Origin of the sequence: Streptomyces doebereineriae (genome assembly GCF_031845645.1) — a bacterium.
GTDB classification, from domain to species: domain Bacteria; phylum Actinomycetota; class Actinomycetes; order Streptomycetales; family Streptomycetaceae; genus Streptomyces; species Streptomyces canus.
The window spans coordinates 1-427 of sequence record NZ_JAVREZ010000418.1 but is presented as its reverse complement, the minus strand read 5'-3'; the positions used below and the strand labels follow the sequence as shown (position 1 = coordinate 427).

Here is a 427-nt window from a genome sequence, read left to right as displayed (position 1 = left end):
ACATCAAGCCGCAGGTCGACCAGTGGACCTTCGGTGACTCGGGCAAGTCGATCATCGTGCTGAGCGAGGGCCGTCTGCTCAACCTCGGAAACGCCACGGGCCTCCCGTCGTTCGTGATGAGCAACAGCTTCTCGAACCAGGTGATCGCCCAGATCGAGCTGTGGACCAAGAACGACGAGTACGACAACGAGGTCTACCGCCTGGCCAAGCACCTCGACGAGAAGGTGGCGCGCATCCACGTCGAGGCACTCGGCGGCACGCTGACCAAGCTCACCAAGGAGCAGGCCGAGTACATCGGCGTCGACGTCGAGGGCCCGTACAAGCCGGAGCACTACCGTTACTGAGTAACCCCTTCTGCGCGAGCAGATGCGAAAGTCCCCGAGATCCAAGGATTTCGGGGACTTTTGCATTGGTGGTGGTGCCGGTC

Annotated in this window: 1 protein-coding gene; it reads left to right on the top strand. The window is 61.6% G+C overall.

Features of this window, described 5'->3' with window-relative positions:
• A partial coding sequence (locus tag RNB18_RS52590; protein WP_311721128.1) for an adenosylhomocysteinase occupies positions 1-344 on the top strand: 344 nt, incomplete at its 5' end.
• Positions 345-427 lie beyond the last annotated feature (83 nt).